This window comes from Nocardiopsis sp. N85 (assembly GCF_028882275.1).
In the GTDB taxonomy this organism is placed as follows: Bacteria; Actinomycetota; Actinomycetes; order Streptosporangiales; family Streptosporangiaceae; genus Nocardiopsis; species Nocardiopsis lambiniae.
Genome location: NZ_JARBUT010000013.1, coordinates 176,655 through 183,329, shown reverse-complemented (window position 1 = coordinate 183,329; position 6,675 = coordinate 176,655). Strand labels below are relative to the sequence as shown.

The 6,675-nt window shown below is 71.2% G+C and carries 8 protein-coding genes; 3 read left to right on the top strand and 5 right to left on the bottom strand.

Annotation, left to right across the window (positions count from 1 at the left end; all coding sequences use genetic code 11):
• The first annotated feature begins 376 nt into the window (after positions 1–376).
• Positions 377–652 (top strand): hypothetical protein, encoded by a 276-nt coding sequence (locus PWG71_RS19200; RefSeq protein ID WP_274811237.1) that lies wholly within the window; start codon positions 377–379, stop codon positions 650–652.
• Here the strand turns inward: PWG71_RS19200 and PWG71_RS28835 are convergent.
• Positions 579–935 carry a DUF4397 domain-containing protein gene (locus tag PWG71_RS28835; RefSeq protein WP_446725054.1) on the bottom strand — a complete coding sequence of 119 codons (357 nt, stop codon included), beginning with the start codon at positions 933–935 and terminating at the stop codon, positions 579–581. The two genes, PWG71_RS19200 and PWG71_RS28835, sit on opposite strands and share 74 nt — an antisense overlap.
• A 273-nt stretch (positions 936–1,208) precedes the next feature.
• Between PWG71_RS28835 and PWG71_RS19195 the strand changes: the two genes are divergently transcribed.
• The gene (locus PWG71_RS19195; protein ID WP_274811236.1) at positions 1,209–2,456 is read left to right on the top strand and encodes a pyroglutamyl peptidase; all 1,248 of its coding nucleotides are present in this window, start codon (positions 1,209–1,211) and stop codon (positions 2,454–2,456) included.
• Positions 2,457–2,818: 362 nt separating this feature from the next.
• Here the strand turns inward: PWG71_RS19195 and PWG71_RS19190 are convergent, their stop codons facing one another.
• The 4 genes from PWG71_RS19190 to PWG71_RS19175 form a co-directional block, all read right to left on the bottom strand.
• Positions 2,819–3,241: a DMT family transporter gene (locus PWG71_RS19190; RefSeq protein ID WP_274811235.1), complete on the bottom strand. Its 423-nt coding sequence runs from the start codon at positions 3,239–3,241 to the stop codon at positions 2,819–2,821.
• A 32-nt stretch (positions 3,242–3,273) separates the two neighbouring features.
• Entirely contained in the window at positions 3,274–3,594 is a 321-nt protein-coding gene (locus PWG71_RS19185) for a DMT family transporter (protein WP_274811234.1), read from the bottom strand.
• 278 nt (positions 3,595–3,872) lie between these two features.
• Positions 3,873–4,352, bottom strand: a complete 480-nt coding sequence (locus PWG71_RS19180; protein WP_274811233.1) for a MarR family winged helix-turn-helix transcriptional regulator — start codon at positions 4,350–4,352, stop codon at positions 3,873–3,875.
• Between the two features lie 188 nt (positions 4,353–4,540).
• Positions 4,541–5,167: a glyoxalase gene (locus PWG71_RS19175; protein WP_274811231.1), complete on the bottom strand. Its 627-nt coding sequence runs from the start codon at positions 5,165–5,167 to the stop codon at positions 4,541–4,543.
• A 195-nt stretch (positions 5,168–5,362) separates the two neighbouring features.
• On the opposite strand from PWG71_RS19175, the gene PWG71_RS19170 reads away from it, so the two are divergent.
• Complete coding sequence (locus PWG71_RS19170; RefSeq protein WP_274811230.1) at positions 5,363–6,604, top strand: metal-dependent hydrolase family protein; 1,242 nt, start codon at positions 5,363–5,365, stop codon at positions 6,602–6,604.
• Positions 6,605–6,675 lie beyond the last annotated feature (71 nt).

Sequence of the window (6,675 nt, the reverse complement as noted above, 5' to 3'; positions counted from 1 at the left end):
GTGGCGCGCTCTACGGCCCCAGCGGTCCCGGGAACCTGGGCGGCCCGCCGGCGAAGCAGCCGCCGTACCCGCCGCTGCGCAGCACGGAGGAGGCCGCGCGCGTCTGGCGGGTCTCCGAGGAACTGACCCAGGTCTCCTTCCCCACCGCCTGACCGCCGTTCGCACGATCACCACAGGAGAAGCCGCATGAGTACCCCCGCCCCCCGCGCGTCGAAACCCAGGAGCCCCTGGTGGGTGGTCGTCGGCGGTGGCACCGCCGGCGCCGTCGGTCCCCAGATGTACCTGGCCACCATCGGCCTGTTCGTGCTGCCGATCGCCGAGGAGACCGGCTTCAGCCGCACGACCGTCACCGGGGCGCTCGGTCGCGGCGGTCGGGATGGCGATCGGCCTGGTCGTCGTCGCGCAGCTCGTGGACCGCTTCGCCGCGCGTTACATCCTCGTGCCGGGGTTCGTGCTGTTCGCGGTCTCGATGGCGCTGATCGGGCTGGTGCCGCCGATCGAGTGGGTCTACCTCATCCCGTGCTTCTTCGTGGGGTTCTTCGGGGCGGGGACGGCGGTGCCCGCCGCCGGGACGGGCGTCACGGGTTTCGGGACGGGGCCTCCACGCTCGCGTTGGCACCTGCGGGGACGTCAACGCCCCCGGCATCGATGAGCGACTCGGCATCGGCTCCCGCTCCGGCCTCCGTGACCTTCAGGTCGTAGGAACCCGCGGGAAGGGTGAGCGTGGCGGAGACGGTACCCGGTCGGGAATCCTCCAGGGCGGCGTCGACGTGGACGTCGACGGCCGTGTCGGGCACGGCGTGCCCGACGGACACCTGCGCGTCCTGCGGGTCCGGGAAGGCCGGTACGACCGGACTCGGCAGAAGGGCCGTACCGGCGACGGTGGCACCGCTGACGGCCCGGAGAAAGCGTCGCGTCGGGAACGGCGGCGACATGGACGATCACACCGGCTTCGGGTGGAGCGGCGACCGGGACGTGTGAGCGCGCGGGTCGAACCGATCACGTGACCCGCCGCGATACCTCCGATGGGCACGACGGTCGACCTTGGAAACTCATGGAGGCCTCCGTACACCGGGGGCGGGGCGCGACGGGGCGGCCCCGGAACGCCGGTCGTACGGCGAGACCAAGGCGCCGCACGGAGACCTGTGCGTCGAGACGGAAAGAGGGGCACGTCGTTGAACGGATCAGGCGAACGGAACGAACGGGGCATGCGCGTCCCGCGCGCGATCCCCCGTGCCACGGCGGCGGCACTGCTCCCGGTCCTCGCCTTCACCCTGGTGGGCTCGACACAGGCCGAGCAGGCGGTGACGGTGGAGGAGGCTCGGGCCGCCGGGGAGGTCCCCCAGGAGATTCTGGACAGGTCGGGTTTCGCCCCTGCCGTGGAACGTTTCACCCGGGAACTGCGCACCGCCCACGACGCCGAGCACGCGGCGGCGGTCGTCGAACGCCATGGGGACGCGCTCTGGAGGACGGCGGTCGACCGGGTCGGCGGGGCCGGCGGGACCGAGGGGGACCTGAGCGCCGGGGACGACCGACCGCTCTACTGGGCGAGGCTCGGCATGACCGCCGCGCTCCACCGCTGGGAACCGGGGTTCACGCTCGCCCAGGACGACCGTGCCACGCTCGTGGCCGACCTGGAACGCCGCTCACGGGGGCACCACGACGCGGACTTCTCCGCCGGCTCCCGCGAGGACGCGATGCTCCGCGTCGTCGTCACCGGGTTCGACCCCTTCGGCCTCGACGGCGACATCCGCCAGGCCAACCCCTCCGGGGCGGCGGCCCTCGCCCTGGACGGGGTGGTGATCGAGACCGGTGACGGCGTCGCGGTCGTCGAGGCTCTGCTCTTCCCCGTGCGCTGGCGCGATTTCTCCGACGGCATGGTGGAGGAGGCCCTGCTTCCGCATTACACGGGCGACCGTCCGGCCGACGCGGTCATCACCATCAGTCAGGGCGGGGGCGAGGGATTCGACCTGGAGGCGCACAACGGAGCCTGGCGAGGGGGCTTCGAGGACAACGAGCGTGCGGGCGAACAGGGCCCGATCCCCGTTCCCGAGGGCGTCCCCACCGTCACCCCGCAACCGCAATGGTCCGATTCCTCGCTGGACCGGGCCGCGATCGTCGAGGCGACGGACGGGGCGCCGTTCCCCGTGTTCGACAACACCATGGTGGTCGAGATCCCCGAGGGCGAGACCGAGGAGGTCGTGCGATGGGACGGACCGACCCCGGGCTCCCGAGCACGCGCCGGCGGCGGGGGCGACTACCTGTCCAACGAGATCGCCTATCGCAACACCCTGCTGCGGGACGCCACCGGGCGGGACGTCCTCGCGGGCCACGTGCACACCCCGGTGCTGTCCTTCGGGCCGGGTGACGAGGTCACCGATCCGGAGTTCGAGGAGAACCGGGCTGCCATCGTCGGTCAGGTGGAGGACGTCATCGCGGCCGCCGTTCGGCCGTGACACGCGGAGGGCGCGGTCCCGGCGCACCGGAGGCGAACCGTGTGCGTCCCGAGCGACCGGCGGGCCTGCGTGGCCCGGTGGCCGTCGGCGACGTGGTCCGGGTCCACGGTCCGGTCGAAGACCCGTCCCGGGTCGGTCCGGCCCTGCGGCACGTCGGGCGGCACGGTGTCGATGTGGGCGGGCACCGGAGCCGGGCCGCCGTCGGGGGTGGCGTTCTTGCTCGAAGAGGGGGCCGCACCCGATCGGGGCCTCGGGCCGATGCCGTGGAGTTCGGACGGAGGCGCCGAGGGGCCCCGCGACGGACCGCGCCCGCGGCGGCTCCGATACGAGCACACCGCGGGCGGGTGATGCGGTCCCGATCGTCACCGCGTCGGTCGGGCGACCCGCGCTTCCTCGGGGTCGCGGCGCAGCATGGGGCTGTCGGCGAGCTTGAGCCAGACGACACCGCCGATGATGACGGCCAGCCAGAAGGCGCGGACCGGGGTCAGGACCTCATCGAAGAAGACCGGCCCGAAGAGCGCGGCACCGACCGCTCCGATACCGGCCCACACGGCGTAGCCGATGCCGACGTCGATCGCCTTCAGGGCCACGCTGAGGCAGAACAGGGTCAGCAGGAAGAAGACGACGGCGGAGAGGGACCATCCGAGGACGGTGAACCCGGAGCTGCCGGCCACGCTGAGCGCGTAGCCGACCTCGAACACCCCGGCCAGCAGCAGGACCAGCCAGGGGCCCGCCTTCTTTCCGGTATCCGTGTTCTCGGTGGTGGGTGCGGTGGCAGTGGTCATCACAGTGTTCCTTTCGGGTTGAGGGGGGTGGGTCACGCGGCTCCGCTGAGCTGGAGTCCGATGACCCCTCCGATGACGATCGCGATGCCGAGACCCTTCCTCCAGCCCAGCTTCTGGTCGAGGAAGAGCGCGCCCACGACGACGATCCCGACTCCGGCGACGCTGGTCCAGATGGCGTAACCGACGCCCACGTCGAAGGTCAGCAGCGCGAGGCCGAGGAAGAACGTGGCGATCGCACCGCTGACGAGGGTGCCGATCGTCCACCACGGCTTCGTGAAGCCTTGTGCCCTGCTCGCGGAGATGCCGACGATGACCTCGAAGACGACGGCGATGCCCAGGTAGAGCCAACTCATGGTGTTCCTTTCGATGAGCGCGTGTGCGCGCCCGTGATGTGTGCGGACTCGCGGGTACCGTGCGAAGGGCTCCGTGCCCCGCTCGTCGGGGAGTCGGGCCACGAGACCGTCGAGCTCGTCGTCGGAGGCCCCGGAGTCCGAACGGCCGGAACGGTGGTCGAACCCCCGACTCGCGACCACGTCTCGATCGACCGCGACGATCCATCTTCAAATGCATGTACATGCAACTATTTGAGTGCGCGAAGGCCGCTCCCGACCCGATGCGCGCCCGTGGGTGCTCAGCGGACGAGTGAACCGATCACCTCGAACGCACGGTCCAGACCGCCATGGTCGAGGTCCGGGTACTCCTCGGTCGTTTTCCGCAGCAGTTCGCGGATCTTCGCCTCGTAGGGCTCCCGGATCACGGCGACGGTGTCCATGCCCTGATCGGTGATCACCGCGTAGACACCCCGACCGTCGTCCGGGCAGGTGTCGCGGAAGACCAACTTCTTGCCCTCCAGCCGACCCACCAGTCGGGTCACGGAACTCTGGTTCAGTCCGACCTTGCGAGCGAGGTCGTTGAGGCGCAGCTCGCGATCCGCGGCCTTGCTCAGGTGAAGCACCGCCCGGTAGTCGGCGAGGCCGATGCCATAGGTGTCCATCAGCCATTTGCCCAGCGTCGCGTCCATCGCGCCGACCAGCGCCGACACCTGGGACCACGCCGCGCTCAGACCGCGGACCTCGGTCCCCCCTTCGAATTCATAAGGTTCCGTGTACATGCAAGTAAATGTAGCACGTGCGATCGCGTCGGTCACCCGCCGATCGAACGTCCTTCCGGGATACGAGGTCCCGAGCCGTGGCCCGGGAGGGCCCCCGGGCCACGGCTCGGGACGGTGCGCGAACCGCCGGACCCGCACACGGCCCGGGGCCGACGGTCTCCCTCGTCGGGCGATCGCCGGGACCGACGTCAAGGCGTGCGGGCCGGTGCCGGGGCGTCCCAGGCGAAACCGTCCGGATCCGTGCAGGACCCGATCCCGCCTCCGATCATGATGCGGTGCGAGCCGGTGCCCTCCGGTGAGACGCCGATGGTCCTGGCGAGGGCGCGGCGACGGTAGAGCGCCAACTTGACGGAGCCGGAGCCGGTGTCGAACTCGACGTAGGAGCGGCCGAAGCTCTTGCCCACGCTCAACCCTCGCTCCACGTAGAAGCGCTTGCTCGCGGTCACGTCCTCGACCCCCAGCAGGAGCACGATCTCGTCGACCTTCCGGGTGGCCGGGCCGGTGTTCTTCTTCCTTGAGGTGGCCACCTGCCAGATGGCCCCGTCCGGGGCCTGGACGACGGCGCCGTAACCCCAGAGCGACTTGGCGGCGGGCTTCAGGGCGACGCCGCCGGCGTCGAGGGCGGCCTTGACGAGGGCGTCGACGTCGGCGGGCTGGGACGTGATGAGCGACAGGGTGAAACCACGGAACCCGGCCGTGGGCGCGTCCGCGGCCCGCAGTCGGAGCAGCCCGCCCAGGTCGAAGGCGGCGGTGTAGAAGCGGTCGGCGGTCTCGATGTCGGTCGCGTCGAGGGTGATGGAAGCGATGTTCGTCATGACCACGACGTTATTGAGGGACCCACCGCCGGCGCTTCTCGATTCCTGACCGGTCACGCGTCCGTTTTCGCCACCCCCGCCGTGCCCCCGATGAGCCGGTGCGAGAACGTGGGGCACCGTCGGCCGCGTGACCCCCGTCGCACGCGGACACGACGGACCCTCGGAGCGCGGCGGGAGTACGGAGCGGGAAGAGCCATGTCAGCAGCCACCGTCATCATCTCCGGAGCCCGTGTCTTCGACGGCGAGTCCTTCCTCCCGCGTGCGGACGTGGTGTTCGCCGGGGACACCGTGCTCGATGTGGGTCCGGGGCTCACCGAGAGACATCCGGGCGCGCGCACGGTCGACGCGACCGGGAAGACCGTCATCCCCGGCGTCATCGACCTCCACGTGCACATGACGGCGCGGCACGCGGGCTCGCTCAACTCCTTCGCCGAGCCGTTCTCCCTCCAGTTCTACGACTCCGCCGCGCACCTCGGGCGCACGCTCAGAGCAGGTGTGACCACCGTGCGCGACGCGGGCGGCACCGACCTCGGCGCCAAGGTGGCCGTGGACTCGGGCGTCATCCCCGGGCCCCGCCTGCGGATCGCGGTCACCATCATGAGTCAGACCGGTGGGCACGGCGACATGCGATTGCCCTCGGGGGCAGAGAACCCGATGCTGGCGCCGCACACCGGACGTCCCTCCGGTGTCGCCGACGGCGTCGAGGAGGTGCGCAAGACCGTGCGCTCGATCCTGCGCGCGGGGGCCGATCAGATCAAGATCTGCTCCACGGGTGGTGTGCTCTCCCCCGCCGACGACCCGCGGCACTCCCAGTTCACCGAGGACGAGATCCGTGTGATCGTCGAGGAGGCCGCGGCTCAGGGCGCGTACGTCATGGCGCACGCGCAGGGCAGCGAGGGCATCAAGAGCGCTCTGCGGGCCGGTGTGCGCTCGATCGAGCACGGCATCTACCTCGACGAGGAGGCGATCGGACTCCTGCTCGACCGGGGCGCCTACCTCGTGCCGACGCTCTCCGCGCCGCTCGCGGTCATCGAACGGGCGGAGCGGCCGGGATCAGGGCTCTCGCAGGCCGTCATCGACAAGGCCCACCGGGTGATCGACACGCACCGGGAGTCGGTCGCGAACGCGGTCGCCGCCGGTGTGAAGGTCGCCATGGGCACCGACTCGGGGGTGGGTCCGCACGGCGAGAACCTCAAGGAGCTCGCGCTGATGGCCGACGTCGGCATGGGACTGGAGGAGGTACTGCGCGCGAGCACCTCCCTGGCGGGCGAGCTCATCCGGAACGCGCGGGTCGGCAGGCTCGCACCGGGGCACGCCGCCGACGCCGTCGTGCTCGACGGTGAGCTCACCGGCACCGCGCGGCTCGCGTCGTTGCCGGCGATGGTGCGGCAGGTCTGGAAGGACGGCGAGGAGGCGTTCACCCGGGCAGGGGACTGAGCGCGCGGCCGGGGGCGGGACGGCGGCGGAGGGCGCACTCGGCCGGTGGGACGAGGACGGTGCCCGAGGTA